The organism is Calothrix sp. NIES-2100, assembly GCF_963875285.1.
In the GTDB taxonomy this organism is placed as follows: Bacteria; Cyanobacteriota; Cyanobacteriia; order Cyanobacteriales; family Nostocaceae; genus Aulosira.
Genome location: NZ_CAWNLA010000001.1, coordinates 9,482,437 through 9,500,479 on the forward strand (window position 1 = coordinate 9,482,437; position 18,043 = coordinate 9,500,479).

Sequence of the window (18,043 nt, forward strand, 5' to 3'; positions counted from 1 at the left end):
GTCAAATTATGACTAGCAGAGCTTCACAAGTTATATATCTCCCACACCCCAGAGGTTATGCAATTTTTTATGGCTAGTTTTAATTATTCCGCACTAACGATACAGCCGACATTTGTAGCCACTGGCAATTCTAAGGTATCACCAATTTTGTTACCGTCGTGATAGGCGGCGAGTAAGACTTGGCTGGTTTTACCCCAAGCGATCGCACCAGTCGCATCAAGTGCGATCGCTCCTAAATCCCGCTGGTTATGATCTGCTTCCGCAAACGATCGCTGCATCGCCTCATTTAAAGACATTCCGTCAGTCACACGGACTACAATTTTGGCTGCTAAACATTCATCAATAATATCTTCCCCAATTCCCGTACAACTCACAGCAGCTTTGCTTGTAGCATAATTACCCGCAGGCATCGCAGAATCACTCACTCTACCAATCCGCTCAAAGCCTTTACCACCAGTAGATGTGCCAGCAGCTATTCTACCATGTGTATCCAAAACTACAACACCAATTGTCCCGCGTCCGGCATTGCTGGTTTCCACAAGTTCTGGTTCTGCTACCACCCCAGCCATCGTGCTTCTAAAATTATCCTGACGTTCCTGTATCCATTCTTGCAAGCGCAAATCTGTTAAAGCGTTGTAGCTGGGAATTTGCAACTCCCGCGCCAGTTCTGCGGAACCGTAATCTGAGAGTACCCTATCTGGTGAGGTTTGTAAAAATTGTGCCAACTGAATGGGATTTTTCACCCGCGAGATATTAATTACACCACTAAAGCGCCCTGATGTCCCATCCATCAGCGAAGCACTCATGCGGATTTGTCCATCAGATTGCAGTACTGAACCAGTACCAGCATTAAAACGGGGATTATCTTCCAATAATTGGCATCCCAGCACCACCGCTTCGGAAGCACTTGCTCCAGAAATCAACAGGGCATAGACTTCCTCTACCACTGTATACAGCGCTTGGCGCACCGCCTCCACTCCACCTTTTCCGTGTAGTGAACTACCAGCCCCTCCATGAATAATTAATTTTGGCTGCACCTGTAACTTCATATATTATTTGCGCTATTTGCGACGAGAGTGGTGTGCTTATGAATCTGTTTCGTTTTTAACTTCAGAACGCCGTCGGCGGCAACGTTCTGAGCAGTATTTAACTTCGTCCCAGCAATCTTGCCATTTCTTGCGCCAGGTGAAGGGACGTTCGCATACCGGACAGATTTTGGTAGGCAAGTCAGATTTAGAACGTTTATGCCCCATGTTGCTCCTGTGCAGATGAGAAAAAAAATTTGCGAGAGCGATGGAAAAATATTATAACCAAATTGTTACAAAAGGAGGATACTTTTTCCCAAGAAATGTGGGGTTAATCCCCCTAGAGGGTTATTTCCCCTCATCCTAGCGAGAGATTCAGGCAGATTTCTGGCTGTTGAGACTCTATATCAGTTGTCAAAGCCCTTTTAGACAAAGATTTTGGCTGTATTACCAGCTATGTATACCCAGAAAAATCTCAGTGAGCGCAGGGATTCACAATTAGCAAAAATACCGCAAATTTATGGGTCATACCCCTCACAAAATCAGTTAACAATGTTTGTAATTATAAAAACTTCTTAAATACAGATAATTACTTAGATACCAAAGCATTTATAGCGCTGACAGACTAAATTACTAATTCAAAAAAACCTGAATACATATACGCAATTGCTATTTTTGGGACTACAATTGCCATTTTCGATACTACAATTGCTGTTTTTGAGACTACAATTGCTGTTTTCGATACTACAATTGCTATTTTTGAGACTACAATTGCCATTTTTGAGACTACAATTGCTATTTTTGAGACTACAATTGCTATTTTTGAGACTACAATTGCCATTTTTGAGACTACAATTGCTATTTTCGAGACTACAATTGCTATTTTTGAGGCTAAAATTGCTGTTTTAGCCACTTAAATTCATAATTGCGTGTCAAGAATAGTCGTTATGGGCGAGGAAACCCTGACAAATTTCCAACGCCTCATTTTCCAGTTAGCCCCTCATGGGCGATCGCACTTTTTACCACAGAAAATTCAGATCCCCGACTTCTCTAAGGATACTGCTGGCGAATGGTGGGTTTGATCCGTCAATATTGATATACACTGTTATCTCACTTACCTGACATACCGCCCGCAGGCTAAAAGCCTGGGGCTAACGCTACAAAGCCCACCTTCGTGGGCTTTGTTCGATTAGCCCCACCATTCTATGGTGAGGGCGGGATTTCGGGATCAGTGAGGGGTATTACTCCTGATTCGCCAGCAGCATCCTCTAAGAAGTCGGGGATCTAGGCAAAGCGATCGCTGATCGTCTTTACATATCACTCAGGGCTGTGCAAAATCATATCCAACACCTGAAAGTGAAATTGGGTATTGATGAAGTTGAGCAAAAAGACATCAATTCCCGCATTGCTTTATGTATGACAGCAGTTCAGAAAAAATTATTATTGTTTTGATTTCCCCTTTCCCAATCCCCAGTTCAATGAGTTGCTAAAGGCAACACTAAACGACTGACTATGCGATTATCTGCTAACTGATAGAAATGCAATTCTCCTTTCATTTGCTGGATGATATGTTGGCAGATGAGGAAATGCAAACCCGGCGGTTGATCTAGGCTAGAGACAGCAAGCACATCTTTAGGTTGGGTTTGATTAAGTTCTGCCAGTAGCTGTGCTTCTATCAAACCATTATCTGTAATGGAAATATCTAACATTCCCTTCTCTAGGCGGCGACACCAAATATCAATTCTGCCGCCAGACGGAGAACGGTGACAGGCTGCAAGCAACAATTCATACAGTACTAGTTCAATTTTTTTGATGTCACAAGCGATCGCCATTGCAGATTGATTGACAAAGCTTTGAGTACTAAGATCCGGAGAAGTTTTTAGGGAATCTGGATTTGCATCTGATGATCCTAAACCGTGTACACCGATCCACAGCTTATTTTGTTTGAGTAAATTGTCTAATCTGGCGACTGCACGCTTGAGTAAACTGGCTACGGCTATAGTTTCCCATTTTATCTGCAACTGCCACTGCTCATGTTTTAGCAGTTTGGCGATCGCATCTGTTGCATTCTCTAACTGTCGCAATCCAGGGAAAGAGCGGGTTTCCCGCATTTCCTGAGTAGGAATGCCTAAATCATTGATTTGGGAGAGCAATGGTGTTACTGCTGTGTAAATTTCTTCTAGATGGCGATGCTTGTACCAATTGAGTTGCTGTAAGTCCTCAGTTGCGGAATCGAGAAGTTGAGTGATTTGCTTTTGACGATGCAACCAAGCTAACTGATAAACAAGAGTTTCCGCCGCACTGAGGCTTTGTTCTGACCAATAACGCTCTCGATGGTCTGCTAATATGACTACACTTGTAGGTTGATAAGCATTAGCAGTGCGTAATACCATCACCAAAATTTGACCAATATTAGCCCCGTTGAACCAAGTTCTGGTTTCTCTTGGCAAATCTTCTACCCTCAGGCTGAGGTAACTTTCTTGGGTAAGTGCCCACTGAATTAGAGCTTCAGTTTGGATGGAAATCGATGTATTGACAACAACCTCAAATCCCTCATTGCTAACTACCCCAGGAATAATTTTTGCTTGATACTCACCTGGTGACCAAGATAGCATGATTGCTAAGGGACAATTGAGAACAGATGCGATTTGTTGCAGTGCAGTGTGTTCTAGATGATATTCTTCTGTCTGTGTTGTTTTACTCTGGGTTTGTGCCAGGATACGCAGGCATTCTTGAAAGCTTTGCAAGATGGTTCTTTGCTGCTCATTACTGCCTTGTAGCTGCCACTGACGGACAATCACACCAATTTGTTGGCTAACAACCCACAGCAGTTCTTTTTCTAAGGTCGTCCATGAACGGTAATTTTCATGAGCAATAACTACAAGCGCTGTAGGTGAATTCCCTTGAGAGCAGTTGCAAACCAGCAAGGAACGCACGCCATGTTCGCTAAAAAAGGGACGCCAATTAAAAAATCGCAAATCTTCGTCTAAATTCTCAATCTCCACGGTTTCTGTGACACGCTGCAAAAGCTGTCTATCCAAATCTTTGAGCGCACTGAGGGTAAATGTTAAAGATCGGCGATTTTGAAGTTGGGTTTGGTGGAGAATTTGATAGTAATTTTGGTCAGGATCGTACCGCAACACTAAAAAGCGGGTAGTGGCTAGTCGCTCTAAAACTCTCTGGGCACAAATGCGTAATACTTCTTGAAGGTCATGCTGACTATAAATAGCTTGGGCAACTTGACTAGTTAACTGGGCATCGGCTTGAATTTGTTTGATAGTGCTTTCCATGTCGTCAGTAGGGACAACTAAAGAAATTAAGCCAGCAGCACTTTGAATGAAATTCTTGTCTGCATCAGCCCAGATGCGGGGCTGATAGCCTTCTACTGCTAAAAAACCCAATAAGTCCTTTTGGCAGATGATGGGAGCAGCCAAAAGCGATCGCACTCGCAAGCGTTGTAGTAGTTTGCCTGTAACATGGCTGTTAAGAGAACTACGTGATTCACCAATCCAGACAATTTGATTGAGAGCTAAAGCATGATAAAATTCGGTTAAGTCCTGGGCGGAAATTCCTACTGCTGGTTGCTGGGGGCCAGCGTCGCGACTGAGGTTGGGAGGCTGATCGCTCATCCGACACCAAAAGTAGCGTCCTTCTCTTTGAAACCAGTAAATATTTGTTCGCGAGGGAGCAACAAATTTATGGATTGCTTCCACTAATGTTTCTAGTTTTTGCTCCAAGTTATTGAGGGAGCGTAAATTTTCTAGTAATTGCAACAAAGGCTCCTCAATCCGCTTAGTTTGCTTGTGCAGCAAATCTATCTCATATTGATACAGTACTGCCCCCAATTCGGCTAACACTATTAATAGCCTTGCTTTGGCTTCTCCACCTAGTAAATAGCCCCAGCGTTGGGAACCGAGTAATACCAAACCCAGACAGCGGTCTCGATAGCGAATTGGTAAAATAACCGTTCCTTGGATTTGAAATTTTTTTGCTACTTCTTTTAATGTCTGATCCCGATGTTCTTCTCTTAAATCCGCTAAACCTAAGGGACGCTGTTCAATAACGACTTGTTCTAATAAATCTCCTGGGCTGAGAACTAAGCGCTGATGTAAGAAATTACTTTCTTTCGTAGGGGTGATGCCACCTTTGCCAGTTAATGTATGTTTTAGGCGATCGTAAAGAGCAATCCAAATGAGTTCATAGTCAAAATGCTCTTTAATATAAGCAATAGTGGTTTCAATTAAGACTTCAAGATTATCCTCTTCCCTGAGTTTCTGAAGGACACGCCCCAAGGAAAGTATCTGTTTTTCAGCAGCTATAGGTTTTTCTGGCGGTCCCATCTGATTATTAGTCAACATAACTTGTAATATATAAGATGCCCAGAAAAGCACCCTGATACTAAGTTGCGCTTAAAAATAGCATCTAAAAATAGCAGAGATGGGAAAAGGTTTTGTTGTTCAAAAAGGCAGATGGCAGATGGCAGAGGAAGCAGAGGATAAATAACAAATGCCCAATAACCCTGTCCCGCCACAAGCCCAATGCCCAATGCCCTGTTTGGCCAATGCCCTATCTTCGATACTATTAGTCGGCAACTCAAATTGAAATGGATATTTATCAATTAGCAATTAGGCCACTGTTGTTTAATCTGCTCAAAACAGATCCAGAGTGGTTACACCAAAAGACGATGAACACTCTCGGCTGGCTATCACTTTCAAGCGATCGCCTCAGCGCTAGATGGGTTAATCACCTCCTGGTGCAGTCATTATGCTTATCCGACACCCGTTTAGAACAAACTCTATTTGGGTTAAACTTTCCCAACCCTCTAGGTTTAGCAGCTGGGTTTGACAAGGATGGCGTTGCTGCCCAGATCTGGTCAAATTTTGGTTTTGGTTTTACAGAACTGGGAACGGTCACATTTGTTCCCCAACCGGGAAATCCCCGCCCCCGCTTGTTTCGTTTGCCTTTAGATCAAGCAGTCCTCAACCGCATGGGTTTTAATAATAGCGGTGCGGCGGCAATGGCAGAGCGATTGGCACAAGGGAAACAAGAATTAAACCAGCGAATACCTATAGGTATAAATTTAGGCAAGTCTAAAGTAACACCCCTAGAAGCCGCTGCAAACGATTACCTCAATAGTTTTCGTTTACTTCAGCATTTAGGAGACTATTTTGTTGTCAATGTTTCTTCCCCCAATACGCCAGGGTTGCGATCGCTCCAAGATGCAGCCATGCTCGGCTCTATTTTGGATTTATTGCAACAAGACAATAAAACACGAAAGCCGATTTTTGTCAAGATAGCACCTGATTTAGAATGGGAAGCGATCGCTGATATTATTGCCCTGGCTAATACCTACCAAATTGCCGGGTTAATTGCCACTAACACCACTATTCGCCGTGATTTGCTCAAAACTCAAATAATTGACAAAACAGGAAACCCTGTGATACAAGAAGCTGGTGGAATTAGCGGCGCACCATTACGCGATCGTTCCACCGAAGTAATTCGTTTTATTTGGCAGCAAACCCAAGGGCAATTGCCAATTATCGGCGTTGGTGGTATTTTTTCCCCAGAAGATGCCTGGGAAAAAATTACTGCTGGTGCTAGCCTAATTCAGGTTTACACAGGCTGGATTTACGAAGGCCCATTGATGGTACGCCGCATTCTCACAGGTTTACTTTCTAAGTTAGAAGAAAGCGGATTAACTTCCATTAATGCGGCTGTCGGTTTAGCCGCAAAAACTAAAAATTGAGAAGAGTTAAGAACGATAAATTCTTAAAGTTTGAGTTGGGATTGATACCGCAACTCAAACTTACAAATTCCAGAAATGGGTTAATTTAAATCCCATCTGAAAAACTCCTCACTGTTCACTGTTGACTGATTGTTGATATTTTTTCCTTGGCAAAAAACCAGGAAAATCAAGCTAATAATTTTAACTTTTATCTTTTTCTTCCAGGGGGAAAAACTCCTTGTTTCTGCGGGAAAATGACCAAGCAATGCCATCTGGATCGCGGCTGCGGCTCCATTCGGGAAAATCTGGGTCATTACGCCGTTTATATACCGTGCTGGAATAAACATTTAGTCTTTTAGCCAGTTCTGATTGAATCAGAGAGCCAAAAACTAACTGTTTTTCCAAAGGGATTTTGACTTCTTCATGAGTTGCTGTTGGCAATAATTCAGCCTCGGTTTCTTCTGGCTGCGGCTGTGGTAGCGTTGGTGCTAATAATACAGGAGCAGTTTGAACAAATGATTTAGCCGGAAGTTCTTTGACTGGATCACTACTTTCGAGTATGCTTCCCAAAATGGTGGCATTGATAAAGTAATAAACCGGACTTCCATCTTCAGAATTTAGAATACTCGCACCAAATTCGCTGGCTTTCGTATCTAGGTAACGTTTGGCGATTGTTCCAGAAAAATTACCCTTGATTGCCAAGTCCATCGGTGTTACTCTGCCCTGGTTGTCCATAACTAGTCGATGGAAAACTGGATTAACTTGCCGAGACCAATTTTGCCATTGCTGCCACTGCCAAATATTGAAACCCATCAGCAGCAGCATCAAAGCTAGCAAAAATTTCCAAGTAGTAACCAGGAAAATAATCAAAAACGAGATTGGCAAAAGCAGAACGAGAAAAGCCTTCCCGCTGCCTTCTAATGTCTTTTCACTCATGCTCATTTTTGCCAAGTGAATTGTGAAAAAAGAAATAACTATTATCTTGGCAAAAATTGTGACATTTTTTTGTATATTTTGGCAAACTTACGGCAAATTTGTAGGAAAAATATAACATTAATAATTTTTATACGCTGAAAAATACCGGAGCGATCGCCCAAATATTGAGTCTGTAATTCCCTTTAATAAAGGATTTTTGCCGCAAAACCTTGATTTTGCCGCTAAGCCAAAATAGAACAATATGTATTGTAAAGTAATATAAAATACTTATATATACCAGTATGCATTGGCAGCAAGGGACTTAGATCCCCGACTTCTTAAAGAAGTCGGGGATCTGGCAATCAAGGTTAAGAAAATTAAGCACTTGACAACTAGTAATACGCATACTACATTAATAATACAAAGCAACGTTCAAAAAGGAGTCAACTTTCAACCGTAGCGGATAGATGAATTTTGAATTGTTATGTGGCGGGTAGCTCAGTGGTAGAGCGCCAAAAACATCTTTGTTCACCCCTTGTCTGAAAAGACCGAAGAATAAAGGTTATCGACTGATAATCGGGAAGGTCGCGGGTTCAAATCCCGCCCCGCCACCCAAAATCTAATTTTGAATTTTCCTGTGGTGGGTAGCCAAGTGGTAAGGCGCTAAACATCCTTATTCACCTCTTGCCTGAAAAGGCCGACGAATTGAGGGTTATCGATTGGGTTCGAGCGATCGCGGGTTCGATTCCCGCCCCACCACCCAAAATCTAATTTTGAATTTTCCTGTGGTGGGTAGCCAAGTGGTAAGGCGCTAAACACCCTTATTCACCTCTTGCCTGCAAAGGCCGACGAATTGAGGGTTATCGTATGCAAAACGAGCAATCGCGGGTTCAAATCCCGCCCCACTACACCAAATACAGTTATGTGGCGGATGGCGAAATTGGTAAACGCACTTGAAAAAAAACCTTAATTCATGACTTGTCCGAAAGGGCCGAAGAGTTGAGGGTTATCGTATCTAGCAACCTATAGGTTTTGCAGGTACCCTTCGGGAAGCCGCTGACGCTCCTTCTCCCAAGGGGAGACGCTTCGCGAACGTCGCTACCGCTTCGCTAATGCGTCTACAAATCCTGCTCCGCCACCCAAAATCTAATTTTGAATTTTTACATGGATGGGTAGCTCAATCTGGTAGAGCGTTGAATGGGTTAACACCCATAGTCCTTGGTTCACAACCTTGCCTGAAAAGGCCGACGATTCGAGGGTTATCGTCAATTCAAAAGTTGCAGGTTCAATTCCTGCCCCATCCGCCAAAATCTAATTTTAAATTTTCATGTGGCAGGTAGCTCAGTTGGTAGAGCGCCTAAAACATCCTTGTTCACCCCTTGCCTGCAAAGGCCGAAGAATGAGGGTTATCGCCTTCCACGCGGGATGTCGCAGGTTCAAATCCTGCCCTGCCACCTTTCATTTTTGCCCGCAAGGGCCGGGAGATGAAGTCATGAATTACAATTTCTTCACTAAAAAGAAAACCAATACACCGCAAAATCAGCCTATCCCCGGACGGGAAGCAGAGATGATTAAAGGACGTTCCGGCGGGTATATGTTTGATGCGGGTATTTGGAAAATGCTGCGCCGTTGTCTGTTAATTGGCACAGCAAAAAGCACTTACTACGCAGGAAAGCAGGAACTAACAGAAGATTTTGTAAATGTTGTCAAACAAGCTGTGGCAGAGAATCCAGGGCGTGTTGCAGAGGAAATTCTCTATGCTAGCGATGGCCGCGCCATCAACAACAGTGCGCCTATCTTGGCTTTAGTGCTGCTGTCGATGGGTGAAACACCAGAAGCTAAAAAGGCGTTTGGGGAAATCTTTGGGCAAGTTATCCGCACAGGTAGCCACTTCTACGAATGGCTAAACTACACCAAATCGCTGCGGGGATTTGGTAAGGTGGTGCGCGAAGCTGGGAAAACTTGGCTATCTCGTGAAGATGTCAAAGGTTTGGCTTATCAACTGTTGAAATATCAACAGCGTCAAGGCTTCACTCACCGAGATGCATTGCGGTTGTTTCATGTCAAACCACCTACAGAAACTCACCGTGAATTATTTGAGTGGGTAGTTAAAGGTTGGGAAGATTTGCCAGCAGAAATCCCTTCGCAAGCATTAGCGCAGATTTGGTGGTATGAGTGGTTAAAGCGGAATCCTAACGAAACTCATACTGCGATCGCGCAAGGACACCTCACCCACGAAATGGCTGCACCTGTGGGTAAAATGGATCAACAAGCTTGGCAGCTGCTTTTCCAAGAAATGCCCATTGGTGCAATGCTGCGTAACCTTGGTTCTTTGACTGACTTAGGTGTACTGCGAACTGATGAAAGTGCCAATATTCTGCGAGTCGAAGGAGTTCTCAACAACCAAGAACATCTGCGCAAAGGTCGTATCCATCCGATTGATGTTTTAAAAGCTTTGAAAACTTATCAATCTGGTGGAAAATTAGGACGCAGCCAGAAGACATGGGAACCAGTCCCCCGGATTGTAGACATCTTAGAAAAGGCGGTTGAACTATCTTTTGATGTCGTCCAACCCACAGGTAAAGTTTTCATGCACGCTGTAGACGTTTCTGGCTCCATGTCTTGGGGTGTGGTTGATTCAGTTGGTTTAAGCTGCTGTGAAATTGCGACGACAATGGCGTTAGTCACAGCCAAAGCTGAGCAAAACTACATGATTCGGGGCTTTGCTACAGAATTTCGCGAATTAGGTATCACAGCCAAAGATACTTTTAGTTCTGCACTGCGTAAAGCTAGCCAGCAAAACTTCGGTGGTACAGATGCTTCTGTCGCTTACGACTGGATGATTAAACATAAGTTCAAAGCAGATGTAGTTTGCTTTTGGACTGACAATGAGTCATGGGCTGGTTCTAAGCATCCCAGTCAAGCCTTGGCGGAGTACCGCCAGAAGGTGAACCCCAACGCTAAGGCAGTATATGTCACCCTAGCACCTTACAACATTACCTTGGTAGATCCTCAAGATCCCCTTTCCTGGGATTTAGCTGGGTTCGACCCAGGAACACCTCGCATTATCCAGATGCTAGCTACTGGGGAACTTTAAAAAGGTGTGGGCATAGGGCATGGGGCATTGGGCATTGGGAATTTGTTATTTCTCCTATGCTTCCTCTGCTTCCTTGTCCCCCTTGTCCCTCTTCCCTTGTCCTCCTTCCCTTCAACTTTGAGAATTTATACTACATGGCGGGTTATCCTGGTTCGCAACTTGCCTTTCGGGGACGAAGAACTTAGGTTTATCGGTTTTATCTCCAACATTTTGGGGATAGCGGGTTCAATTCCCGCACCCGCCTTTAAAAATAATACAGAACTGAATACAGGCTTACAGAGGTTGTGTATTGCATTAAGCAAAAAATATTTCCCCTGGCGGATGCCTAATGTTGTGGTAGCTTGTTGTTAGATTCCCAACAGACGGCTAAATAATAGCTGTCTGTTGGGAGTTCCTCCGTAATTGATGCAGGCAACTAAGGAGGCACATGTTAAACATGACAAATAACGCTGAAGATCCGCATCTCCAAGAAGAGACAAAAGACTTTCAATCTCTAGATGGCTTGCGAGTTTTATTAGTAGATGATAATGAAGACAGCTTAATCCTCACGACGTTTATTCTGGAAAACATTGGTTTGCAAGTAAAAACAGCAACATCAGTATCACAAGCTCTGGAAACAATCAAACAATCAAAATTTGATATTTTAATTTCTGACATCGCTATGCCAGAAATGGATGGTTATTCTTTAATTCGCAACATTAGGGAAGGCAGCATTTCCGAACAACGGGAGATACCAGCCATCGCTTTAACTGCTTTGAGTTCTGACGAAAGTCGCAGCATGGCGCTGGATTCAGGTTTTCAAAGCTATGTGAATAAGCCTGTAGAACCGACAGTGTTATTAGGAGAAATTAAACGTTTGATTAGTAAAAGTAAAACTTTTCCTCAATCACCTCAATAAAAATATTTAAAGCGATCGCCTACCTTAACATACATAAAGTAAAAACTTAAATTCCAGAATTAGCAATATTTTCACCAGACTCACCCTACCCCAGCAAGTCTCACAATGGCTGCAACTAATTCTTCTGGGTTTATAGGTTTAGGTAAATGAACCTGAAAACCAGCTTGGAATGCTTGCTGCTGATCGTATTGTCTCGCGAAAGCAGTCAGAGCGATCGCCGGAATTTGTCCTCCTTTTTCTGCACTCCAAGTTCTCAGTTGACGCAATAAGGTATAGCCATCCATATCGGGCATACTAATATCGCTGACTAATACATCTGGCTTTTCCTGTTCTATAGCTTGCAATGCTTCTAAGGCGGAAGATACTGTTATTACCATAGCCCCATCTTGCTCTAAGACAAACGCCACAAAATCTAGCGAATCTGGATCATCATCAACCACTAAAATTTGCACTCCAGCCAGAGACAAAAACTTAGGTCTTAAGTCAGAGGAAGGATTTTGTTCTGCTATCAAATCTTGATTTTCGTTTTGCGGAAGCGGTAAATTGACTGTGAAAGTTGCACCTTGATTGTCTCCTGCACTCATTGCTGTGACTGTACCGCCATGCATTTCGACTATATTCCGGACAATTGCCAATCCTAGACCTAATCCCCCAAATTTTCTGGTAGAACTGCTATCTGCTTGGCGGAAGTAATCAAATGCATAAGGTAAAAACTCAGCGCTAATCCCCTTACCTGTATCACTAACGATGATTTGAGCATAGCCATCAGTTTTGCTCAAGCGCACTTCTACCCTTCCGCCGTTGGGAGTAAATTTGACAGCGTTAGAAAGTAAATTCCAAACGACTTGTTGCAAGCGAGTTGCATCACCCAATACTGGCCCCACACTTGGCTGAAAAACTGTACTCACCTGAATTGACTTGGTTTGTGCAGCTACAGCCATTGTTTCCAGTGCAGACAAAACGATAGAGTCTAAGTGAATATTCCTCACATTCAGTGTCAGTTTACCTTGTAAAATTCTCGAGATATCCAGCAAATCCTCAATCAGTTGCATCTGTAACTTGGCATTGCGCTGTATTGTCCCTAGGGCTTGCAATGTCTTTTCTCGTTCTAAGTTGCCACTTTGCAACAAATTTGACCAGCCCAAAATCGCGTTCATTGGGGTACGTAATTCGTGGGAAAGTACAGCCAAAAATTCATCTTTAATTCGATTGGCTGTTTCTGCTTTAGCTCTGGCTGCTTGTTCCAATTCTAGTAAATGGGCGCGTTCTTGTTGTATCTCCTTTTGTTCGTGAATATCTGTACAAGTTCCAAACCACTTCACTACATGACCTTGCTCATCCTTCAAGGGTAAGCCGCGTGCTAGCTGCCAACGATAGGAACTATCAGCCGCTCGTTTAAAGCGGTATTCAGTTTCATATAAAGTGCCATTGCTAACAGCATTTAACCAGATTTCCGAAGTCCTTTCGACATCATCTGGATGCAATGCTGCTACCCAACCAGAACCCAAGGACTGTTCTAATGTTAGCCCAGTGTAATTACACCACTTTTGGTTGAAATAATCACATTGCCCGTTAGCATCTGCTGTCCATACCAGTTGGGGAATGGCTTCAGCTAGATAACGGTAGCGTTCTTCACTTTGACGTAGAGCTTCTAAAATGCGTTGGCGTTCAGCGATTTCTTGTTGTAATTGTTCGTTGGTTGTGGTAATCTCATTAGTGCGAATAGCAACCAACTCTTCCAAATGATTTTGGTATTTTCTGAGTTCCGCCTCTATTTTTAACCGCTCAGTTATTTGTGTTTGTAGTTGTTGGTTTGCTTGTTCTAACTGAGCAGGACTAGGAAGTGCTAATGCTTTTGGAACTAAAGGTACAAGTTGTACTGCTGTAAATAAAGATATAGTTGCAGTTAGGGCTTTGATTAATCCTGATAGCCAATAGGTTGGATGCCAAAGCGTCCAAATTTCCATTAAGTGAGTAGTGCCACAAGCGACAATAAATCCACTAAAAAGTAGAAATATCCAATGGAAGGGAAGATCCCGCCGCTTGTTAACGAAGTAGAAAAGTGTAGATGGAATTGAATAATAAGCTAGTGCAATGACTGCGTCAGATAAGATATGTAGCCAAACTAAATCAGTTTTCCATAGATAGCAGTGCCCATGCGGGATAAAAGACCCGGAACTAAAAAAAATATTCCATAATTCTGACATACAAGTGTTGACTCCCTACCCCTTGAAAGCTCTGCCAGTTCTGAAGTTTAACAGCTAGCACTGATATTATTCTCATCTATTCCTGTAATAACAATAAAAATCATGTCAAGGTTTCAGTGCTTTCATTACAGCAATTTAGCTGTTTATTGACAATTAAATGTGAAAAATAAACTCTACCAGTGTTCAGGAAGGTAGGGTTATGAGTCTCAAAATGTTAAAATTATTGAACCTGTATAGATATAAATCTAATTATATATGTGACTTCCCCAAGGAAAAATAGCTGAGGTGGCGAAAGAAATTAGATTTACAGCGTTCTCATCTGAATTTCTTCTACAGTACAGCTGTTGCATAAAAGTGCGATCGCCAAATTCATGTATAAGTTTTTTTTGGCGTTGCATAAATGCAAGATGATTTTCGTAATTTTCCTTTGCGTCTACCAAGCAGGTTCCGCCTCGCTGGTATGCGTGAGACATTCATCCTAGATTCAGCAACGCCGTTTTTCCAGACGATCATTCCCAAGGTGTAGTAGATGCATCTGGATCATCTGAAGGTGCAGTTTTAATTGATGATTGGTTGTCGTTTACATAGTTTCTTGGTGTATAACCTATCAACTGATTAAACGCCTCTAGCGCCTCTATTGCAGTTTGATAGCGCTGCTTGTAGTCTTCCAAAACCATTTTACTGAGAATTTCTGCCAAAGTTTGGCTGACTGCTGCCTGATCTTGCCATAGCAACTCTCCCTCACTATCTCTGGCGAACTCGTGGGGGGCGATACCAGTCAAAGCTTTGATACCAATCATCCCGACTGCATAGATGTCACTACTATATTGGGGACGGCCAAAACATTGTTCATTTGGTGCATAACCTTTAGTTCCAATCCCAATGGTGAAGGGGGTATGTTCTTGATTTTCCATTTGCAGTGCAGATACTTCTTTGACTGCACCAAAGTCAATTAATACTAGCTTCCAGTCTGAGTGTCGCCGGATAATATTGCTAGGTTTAATATCACGGTGAATCACGCTATTTTCATGGACAAATGCCAATGTTTGCAATAAATCTCGTAAAATATCGATAACTTTGGCTTCTAAAACGGATTGACCTAATTGCAATTCTTGACTCAGAGGATGTCCAACTATAAATTCTTGAACTAAATAAAATTCTTCTTCTTGTTCAAAATAAGCCAATAGCTGGGGAATTTGCTGATGTTTGCCCAATCTTTCTAAGGTTTGCGCCTCGGAGTTAAATAACCGTCTAGCCAGTTGCAATCCTGTTGTTTTGGTGTTTGCTGGTTTTAGTTGTTTCACTACACATCGGGGATTTCCCGGACGTTGGATATCTTCAGCAATGTAGGTTTCGCTGAATCCACCAGAACCAAGAACTTTGACAATTTTGTAGCGTCCACCAAGTATTTTGCCGGCTAAGGCTAAATCTCTTTGCTGGAGTAGGTCTTGCAAGTCATCTTGTTGACTGATAATTTCTTGCACAACCGCAGAAGATTGATGTTTCCGAAAGATATCGATTAATTGGCGTTTTTTAATGCTTTCTCTGGCGACTTCGGTTCCCAGATAGGACAATCCAGAAAAAGCGATCGCTACCATAGGTATGGTGGTGGGAAAAATCAACTGATCGTGTACAAATAATACATAGCTCATGACTCCCCAAATACTCGCCAAGCCAATGCTAGAGATAAATCGATTGATGCCGCGCTTGCTTCTAGTACAGAGGAATATAGCACCTGTGACTATCACCAGCACAAATAAACCGCGCAAGGGTGGACTGACAATTGCTGGGGCGATGGCTTTCCCTGTCATCAAGGTGGCGATCTCATTGGCATGAATTTCTACTCCTGACATGCGTTCAGGGTTGCTGCTGTCCGCTACTGGATAAAAATTATTTGCCAACTGGGCTGTGGCTCCAATCACCACAATTTTATTTTGGAACACCTTTCCTTGATGCAAATAGGTTTGCCAATTTTCGGGATCGAATACGTGCCAAAAGGGAAATTGCTTAAATGTCCCCGCCGGTCCCCAAAAATAGATGTGATCGCCCTTTGGTCGGGGATAATTAATTTCGGCTGCTCTCAGTACCGCTTCGTTAAAGGAGGGCAATTTATCGGCGATTAAATCATTTTCTGGTAATAACTTGGGATATTCACTGGTTAATCGGTGAACTTTCCCATCTGCCTCTATGGGAAAGTTCACAGTCCCCATTGAGACTGACCCCTGATGAAACATTAGCTGCGGTTGCCTCAATTGGACGGATTTTCCCTGTTCTGTCCAAGATTCTTCGTAGACTGCTGCTAGGGTGACTTTATTACCGTATTTTTGCAATACTGCTTGCAGTTGGCGATCGTCGGCAACACCATAACTACTTGATGTATCAAAAACCACAGCTACGGCCACGGCTTTCGCACCAGCCTGCATCAATTTTTCTATGACTTCGGCATATGCAGCACGTTTAAATGGATAAGATTTCAGTGGTTCCAGGTAAGCATACTGTTGTGGATTTGTTTTATAGTACTGTTCAGGGACTGATATGGAGTCATTGTCGATTGCCAAAATCACAATGTCTTCTGGAGGGACAACCGGCCCGCGCAGTTGGAAAAAAGTCGAAAGCGCCTGACTTTCCATCGATTGCACCGTACCCATACCAGAAGTACTCAGCAGTGCTGCTCCGATTGCTGAAACACCAGTCAGCAGATGACCAAACCAAGTTATCAGCTTGGAATGGTTGGTTGATGTGGTCGAAGTTGCTTTTGTCGGTTTGCTTGACCCGCCATTGGCAGCAGAGACATATTTTTTAGTTAGGGTTGATGTAGGTTCTTCTGCCATATCGTGTTATTGATTGATTAAGGTACAACAACTTTTATTTATTCAGACCCTGTTTTAGTGCAACTACATTGAAATTGGACTTAGATGAAAAACTTATACATTTGTCAACTATCTATTATTCCTCAACAAATTTATATTGCCATCGCCTCTGTGCAGGAGTCTCCCCTTCTTAACACTGCCAACCTCATTCTCCCCAAGCGGTGCTAACTTTATTTTTCCACAGACCTCAGCCAGAAATCCCACAGGTATTACCCTGGTATCGCCACATTAATTTTAATGGGCTGCGAGTTCCCCCACTTCTTTAACGAGTCAGGGATCTGACCCCTCGTAACCCAAGAGTAATTATCTGGTGAAGTACTAGTAGAGGCTTGAGCAGAAGTTTCGCTTTGGCAACTTCTGTCACTGGTACAGGGTGAGATATTTAGCAAAAACTGTGTCCTCTTTTTGATGGCAAAACCTTGAGATGGGCATTAGCTTAAGTTCTACCTTGCAATCACTACCATACCTCTTTAGGAGTAAACTGAACTGTAATACAGTTAAGATTACTGTTACTAAGTCAAATTTATTGGTAGATTTTGATCATAGGGTAAGTCTTGTAGTGTCTGAGATGAATAAGTTTCAGCCTTCAGGATATCCTCCAATGTTTTGACAATTTTTAACTTGTAAAAGAGGTTAGGATAAAAGCTATACATGAAGTTATACTTTATAGATATTAGCAAATTGACCGATTGATAATTGCTATAATCTATTGTTCAATCTAAAAATCTTTACTATTATTAGGTGTAATTTTTTATGGTTTCTCCTATGAATCGTCTGTCTATTTTTGTAGACGGAAACAATATGTTCTATGCTCAGCAAAAAAATGGCTGGTTTTTCGACCCAAGGCGAGTCTTAGAATACTTTAAAAACGAACAATCAGAAACAACCTTAATTAATGCCTTCTGGTACACTGGCTTAAAAGACCCACAAGATCAACGAGGTTTCCGAGATGCTCTTATTAGTTTAGGATATACAGTACGAACGAAAATTCTCAAAGAATATTATGATGATTCCTCGGGGCGGTACTCGCAAAAAGCTAATCTAGATATTGAAATTGTTGTAGACATGTTCAATACAGTAGATCAGTACGATAGAGTAGTTTTATTTAGTGGGGACGGTGATTTTGAACGGGCAATTGAACTATTACGCTCAAAAAATACTCATATTACAGTAGTTTCGACAGAAGGGATGATCGCCAGAGAATTACGTAATGCTACTGATAGATATATAGATTTGAATGATATTAGAGACCGAATAGAAAAGACTGAAGGCTAATTATAGTTAACAAATATTTACAAAAGTAAAT

The 18,043-nt window shown here is 42.5% G+C and carries 14 protein-coding genes and 6 tRNA genes; 12 read left to right on the forward strand and 8 right to left on the reverse strand.

Annotated features, from left to right (window positions below; all coding sequences use genetic code 11):
• Positions 1-83: 83 nt before the first annotated feature.
• From AACU32_RS38615 to AACU32_RS38625, 3 genes are all read right to left on the reverse strand, one after another.
• The gene (locus tag AACU32_RS38615; RefSeq protein WP_096607499.1) at positions 84-1,049 is read right to left on the reverse strand and encodes an isoaspartyl peptidase/L-asparaginase; all 966 of its coding nucleotides are present in this window, start codon (positions 1,047-1,049) and stop codon (positions 84-86) included.
• Positions 1,050-1,085: 36 nt separating this feature from the next.
• The gene (locus AACU32_RS38620; RefSeq protein WP_096607500.1) at positions 1,086-1,253 is read right to left on the reverse strand and encodes a DUF2256 domain-containing protein; all 168 of its coding nucleotides are present in this window, start codon (positions 1,251-1,253) and stop codon (positions 1,086-1,088) included.
• A 397-nt stretch (positions 1,254-1,650) separates the two neighbouring features.
• Positions 1,651-1,938, reverse strand: a complete 288-nt coding sequence (locus AACU32_RS38625; protein ID WP_096607501.1) for a hypothetical protein — start codon at positions 1,936-1,938, stop codon at positions 1,651-1,653.
• Positions 1,939-1,972: 34 nt separating this feature from the next.
• Between AACU32_RS38625 and AACU32_RS38630 the strand changes: the two genes are divergently transcribed.
• Both AACU32_RS38630 and AACU32_RS38635 read left to right on the forward strand, forming a co-directional pair.
• Complete coding sequence (locus AACU32_RS38630; RefSeq protein WP_339378616.1) at positions 1,973-2,107, forward strand: hypothetical protein; 135 nt, start codon at positions 1,973-1,975, stop codon at positions 2,105-2,107.
• Positions 2,108-2,354: 247 nt separating this feature from the next.
• On the forward strand, positions 2,355-2,477 hold the full coding sequence (locus AACU32_RS38635) for a hypothetical protein (protein WP_339378617.1): 123 nt from the start codon (positions 2,355-2,357) through the stop codon (positions 2,475-2,477).
• A gap of 23 nt (positions 2,478-2,500) precedes the next feature.
• On the opposite strand, the gene AACU32_RS38640 is transcribed toward AACU32_RS38635, so the two are convergent.
• Positions 2,501-5,383, reverse strand: a complete 2,883-nt coding sequence (locus AACU32_RS38640) for a sensor histidine kinase (RefSeq protein ID WP_339378618.1) — start codon at positions 5,381-5,383, stop codon at positions 2,501-2,503.
• 245 nt (positions 5,384-5,628) lie between these two features.
• On the opposite strand from AACU32_RS38640, the gene AACU32_RS38645 reads away from it, so the two are divergent.
• Positions 5,629-6,771 (forward strand): quinone-dependent dihydroorotate dehydrogenase, encoded by a 1,143-nt coding sequence (locus AACU32_RS38645; protein ID WP_096607503.1) that lies wholly within the window; start codon positions 5,629-5,631, stop codon positions 6,769-6,771.
• A gap of 180 nt (positions 6,772-6,951) precedes the next feature.
• Here the strand turns inward: AACU32_RS38645 and AACU32_RS38650 are convergent, their stop codons facing one another.
• Positions 6,952-7,686 carry a hypothetical protein gene (locus AACU32_RS38650; RefSeq protein WP_096607504.1) on the reverse strand — a complete coding sequence of 245 codons (735 nt, stop codon included), beginning with the start codon at positions 7,684-7,686 and terminating at the stop codon, positions 6,952-6,954.
• A 466-nt stretch (positions 7,687-8,152) separates the two neighbouring features.
• Here AACU32_RS38650 and AACU32_RS38655 point away from each other — a divergent pair.
• The 8 genes from AACU32_RS38655 (at position 8,153) to AACU32_RS38690 (ending at position 11,660) form a co-directional block, all read left to right on the forward strand.
• Positions 8,153-8,280: transfer RNA gene (locus tag AACU32_RS38655), tRNA-Ile, on the forward strand.
• Between the two features lie 23 nt (positions 8,281-8,303).
• Positions 8,304-8,428: transfer RNA gene (locus AACU32_RS38660), tRNA-OTHER, on the forward strand.
• Positions 8,429-8,451: 23 nt separating this feature from the next.
• A tRNA-OTHER gene (locus AACU32_RS38665) sits at positions 8,452-8,574 on the forward strand.
• 16 nt (positions 8,575-8,590) lie between these two features.
• Positions 8,591-8,807 (forward strand) — tRNA-Phe (locus tag AACU32_RS38670).
• 24 nt (positions 8,808-8,831) lie between these two features.
• A tRNA-OTHER gene (locus tag AACU32_RS38675) sits at positions 8,832-8,972 on the forward strand.
• A 23-nt stretch (positions 8,973-8,995) separates the two neighbouring features.
• Positions 8,996-9,120 (forward strand) — tRNA-OTHER (locus AACU32_RS38680).
• A gap of 37 nt (positions 9,121-9,157) precedes the next feature.
• Entirely contained in the window at positions 9,158-10,762 is a 1,605-nt protein-coding gene (locus tag AACU32_RS38685) for a TROVE domain-containing protein (RefSeq protein WP_096607505.1), read from the forward strand.
• A 436-nt stretch (positions 10,763-11,198) separates the two neighbouring features.
• Entirely contained in the window at positions 11,199-11,660 is a 462-nt protein-coding gene (locus AACU32_RS38690; protein ID WP_096607506.1) for a response regulator, read from the forward strand.
• 80 nt (positions 11,661-11,740) lie between these two features.
• Here AACU32_RS38690 and AACU32_RS38695 read toward each other — a convergent pair whose 3' ends face one another.
• The 3 genes from AACU32_RS38695 to AACU32_RS38705 form a co-directional block, all read right to left on the reverse strand.
• Positions 11,741-13,867, reverse strand: a complete 2,127-nt coding sequence (locus AACU32_RS38695; protein WP_096607507.1) for a hybrid sensor histidine kinase/response regulator — start codon at positions 13,865-13,867, stop codon at positions 11,741-11,743.
• Between the two features lie 245 nt (positions 13,868-14,112).
• Positions 14,113-14,340: a hypothetical protein gene (locus AACU32_RS38700; RefSeq protein ID WP_096607508.1), complete on the reverse strand. Its 228-nt coding sequence runs from the start codon at positions 14,338-14,340 to the stop codon at positions 14,113-14,115.
• Positions 14,341-14,376: 36 nt separating this feature from the next.
• Entirely contained in the window at positions 14,377-16,698 is a 2,322-nt protein-coding gene (locus AACU32_RS38705; protein WP_096607509.1) for a CHASE2 domain-containing protein, read from the reverse strand.
• Positions 16,699-17,490: 792 nt separating this feature from the next.
• Here AACU32_RS38705 and AACU32_RS38710 point away from each other — a divergent pair.
• Positions 17,491-18,012 carry a LabA-like NYN domain-containing protein gene (locus tag AACU32_RS38710; protein ID WP_096607510.1) on the forward strand — a complete coding sequence of 174 codons (522 nt, stop codon included), beginning with the start codon at positions 17,491-17,493 and terminating at the stop codon, positions 18,010-18,012.
• The last annotated feature ends 31 nt before the right edge of the window (positions 18,013-18,043 follow it).

Coding starts and splice junctions, on each gene's coding strand:
- AACU32_RS38615 (WP_096607499.1), bottom strand. CDS start 1,049: ATGAAGTTACAGGTGCAGCCAAAATTAATTATTCATGGAGGGGCTGGT.
- AACU32_RS38630 (WP_339378616.1), top strand. CDS start 1,973: ATGGGCGAGGAAACCCTGACAAATTTCCAACGCCTCATTTTCCAGTTA.
- AACU32_RS38700 (WP_096607508.1), bottom strand. CDS start 14,340: ATGTCTCACGCATACCAGCGAGGCGGAACCTGCTTGGTAGACGCAAAG.
- AACU32_RS38710 (WP_096607510.1), top strand. CDS start 17,491: ATGGTTTCTCCTATGAATCGTCTGTCTATTTTTGTAGACGGAAACAAT.
- AACU32_RS38685 (WP_096607505.1), top strand. CDS start 9,158: ATGAATTACAATTTCTTCACTAAAAAGAAAACCAATACACCGCAAAAT.
- AACU32_RS38620 (WP_096607500.1), bottom strand. CDS start 1,253: ATGGGGCATAAACGTTCTAAATCTGACTTGCCTACCAAAATCTGTCCG.
- AACU32_RS38695 (WP_096607507.1), bottom strand. CDS start 13,867: ATGTCAGAATTATGGAATATTTTTTTTAGTTCCGGGTCTTTTATCCCG.
- AACU32_RS38645 (WP_096607503.1), top strand. CDS start 5,629: ATGGATATTTATCAATTAGCAATTAGGCCACTGTTGTTTAATCTGCTC.
- AACU32_RS38690 (WP_096607506.1), top strand. CDS start 11,199: ATGACAAATAACGCTGAAGATCCGCATCTCCAAGAAGAGACAAAAGAC.
- AACU32_RS38640 (WP_339378618.1), bottom strand. CDS start 5,383: ATGTTGACTAATAATCAGATGGGACCGCCAGAAAAACCTATAGCTGCT.
- AACU32_RS38650 (WP_096607504.1), bottom strand. CDS start 7,686: ATGAGTGAAAAGACATTAGAAGGCAGCGGGAAGGCTTTTCTCGTTCTG.
- AACU32_RS38705 (WP_096607509.1), bottom strand. CDS start 16,698: ATGGCAGAAGAACCTACATCAACCCTAACTAAAAAATATGTCTCTGCT.